This is a genomic window from Spirosoma spitsbergense DSM 19989, from assembly GCF_000374085.1.
Taxonomy (GTDB): domain Bacteria; phylum Bacteroidota; class Bacteroidia; order Cytophagales; family Spirosomataceae; genus Spirosoma; species Spirosoma spitsbergense.
In genome coordinates this window covers 1-2,896 of sequence record NZ_KB893491.1, presented here as the reverse complement: position 1 = coordinate 2,896, position 2,896 = coordinate 1, and the positions used below count along the sequence as shown (strand labels likewise).

General features: G+C 51.3%; 1 protein-coding gene. It reads left to right on the top strand.

Annotation, left to right across the window (positions count from 1 at the left end; all coding sequences use genetic code 11):
* The first annotated feature begins 565 nt into the window (after positions 1-565).
* A complete protein-coding gene (locus B157_RS0111340; RefSeq protein ID WP_020603445.1) occupies positions 566-2,809 on the top strand; it encodes a DEAD/DEAH box helicase in 2,244 nt (747 codons plus the stop codon).
* The last annotated feature ends 87 nt before the right edge of the window (positions 2,810-2,896 follow it).

Here is a 2,896-nt window from a genome sequence, read left to right as displayed (position 1 = left end):
AGCCAAAAAACGAGTGGGGTTGGTTCGCCATTGGGTCGATTTCATCAGGCAAAGGTCGCGTGTGTAGATAAACAATCAAATTGACTTAATCTCTACTGTGTAACAACACACTCAAATAAGGCGCAGTTTCTAAAATAAATACAAAATTACTACACGTCTGCTTGCATCATCAGCAATTTTAACTTACTTTTGCACCAGATTTTACAAGCGACATCCGTCGCGTCTCTGTTTCCCTCCTTTTTATCACGCGGAGTGCAGTCTGACAGAGCCAATGTACGGATGTACAGGATGGGTTTCTGAGTGGACGTTCTGCCGAGAGCAGAACATTTGCGCGTGGGCTAATCGTCAATCGGTCGTACCAGGTTAATGCTGCAAGGTTGGCATATCGCTGGGCTGGCATACCAGTCGTTGTCTTTTCCCCTGTTGTAGAGGGGATAGTTATGGGGGCCTTATTGGGTCGTTGGGCAGCTTCGTTCGTTGGGCAATTCTCGCATTATCGCGCCGTTCACTGGCACACACTCGTCTTCGCTTGGATGATTTACTTTATTTAATCATTCCCAAGTTGATGAAAACGAAAACAACCAAAGCAGTTGATCAAAACGATCTTCTGGACATTGAAAAAGTAGCCTCTGAGATGGCTGCCATGGCGGTAGCACCCGCTAGCCTGATTAAAGAATCCAGCACACCAGAGGCCAAAACGGCTAAAGTTCCTAAAAAGAAAGTAGCGAAAGCAGTTGCCGAAGTTCCTGCAGATGAAGCTGTTGCAGAAACGCCTGTTATTGATTCCGCCATTGAAACAGTAGTAGAAGGCGTAGCCGATAAAGTCATTGTGGTAGCTGATGAACCAGTTGCTTCCGTGACCTTAGAAGAAGCTCCCAAAGCACCCGTTACAGAGCAACCCGATGCCACAACGGAGTCTGCCCCTAAAGTTAATCCCAACCAGATTTTATTCTCAAGTCTCGGCATTTCCGACGAGATGTTGCAGGCCGTTACCGATATGGGCTTCACCAGCCCGTCGCCTATTCAGGCTGAGGCCATCCCGCCCATTCTGGCTGGTCGCGATGTGATTGGTCAGGCGCAAACCGGTACGGGTAAAACGGCTGCCTTTGGTATTCCGGCGCTGGAATTGGTCGATGTACAAGATCGTTCGGTACAAGCCCTTATCCTATGCCCCACCCGTGAATTAGCCCTCCAGGTAGCCGACGAGATTCGTAAACTGGCTAAACACAAGCGCGGTGTACGCATCGAAGCCATCTACGGTGGCGACTCCATTGATCGGCAGATTCGGTCGCTCAAGAGCGGTGTACACATCGTGATTGGCACACCGGGCCGGGTTATGGACCACATGGAACGGAACACACTCAAGCTTGGCAACGTGAAGATGATGATTCTTGACGAAGCTGATGAAATGCTCGATATGGGCTTCCGTGAGGATATTGAGAGTATTCTGGAAGACATGCCCCAGGAGCGGCAGACGATTCTGTTTTCGGCTACAATGTCGAAGCCGATAATGCAGATTACACAGAAATTCCTGCAGGACCCCGTGTTGGTAAAAGTTGTCAAGAAAGAACTGACTGCCACCAACATTGAGCAGGTATATTTTGAAGTAAAGCCGAAAGCGAAAGTAGAGGTAATGTGTCGTCTGATCGACATGTATGACCTGAAATTGCTGCTGGTATTCTGTAATACAAAGCGCAAAGTCGATGAGATCGTCGAAGATTTACAGATTCGCGGTTACCAGGCCGAAGGCCTGCACGGCGACTTACGGCAGGCGCAACGGAACAACGTAATGAGCAAATTCCGCTCGGGAACAACGAGTATCCTGGTTGCTACTGACGTGGCCGCCCGTGGTATCGACGTGGATGATGTGGATGCAGTGTTCAACTTCGATATTCCCCTCGACGAAGAATATTACGTACACCGCATTGGCCGGACAGGCCGGGCGGGCAAGTCGGGCCGTGCCTTCTCTATGGTCGGTCGTGACGAAAAATACCGTTTCCGCGAAATCCAGGCCTACACGAAAGTACGGGTTGACAAAGGCGTTATCCCCTCCTTCGAAGACATCGTTGGCGTTCGGAAGGCGCGGTTTATTGAGCAGGTTCAACAAACCATTAAGGAAAGCAAAGACCTGAATTTATACGAAGATACGCTCACCCAGTTGCAGCACGCCGGTTTCTCAAACGAGCAAATCGTGGCCGCTTTGGTAAAACGTAGCATGGGTCTGGAGAAAAACGAATTTGCCGACCAGAACCTGGCTTTGGAAGATGATCGTCGTCGCGAAGAGCGGGGTCGGGGTGAAGGATCGGGCCGGTTTGACCGGGGTCGGGGCGAAAGCTCAGGTCGTTTTGACCGGGGTGGACGTGGCGAAGGCCAGTCGCGCTTTGGTGGCCGGAACGATGGTGATCGGGGTGGCTACAGCAACCGGGATGACCGGGGTGCGAGTGCGGGCCGGTTCAGCCGCGAAGGGGACGCCCGTCCACGTTTCAACCGGAATGAGGGCGATGCCCGTCCAGACCGAGCTGCCAAGCCTTACTTTGACCGGGACGACAAACGCGCTCCCCGTGAGCGGGAAGCCAACATGACCCGTTTAATGGTCAGCGTTGGTCGTCGGGACTTCATCCGTCCTGGCGATATTGTCGGAGCCATTGCGGGCGAAGCCAACGTGCCGGGCAGCAGCATCGGCAGCATCGACATTTTCGATAAATTCACGTACGTAGATGTACCGAAAGATATCGCCAACCGCGTGGTTGATGCCATGGAAGGTAACACAATCAAAGGACACCGGGTAAATGTTGAAGTAGCTAAGTAACTGATGTTACGCAGCCTTGGCCAATAGAGTAGATTGACTTTTGAGGCTGTTGAGTTCCTGCAAAGCCAACTTAGTTGCATTTAGCGT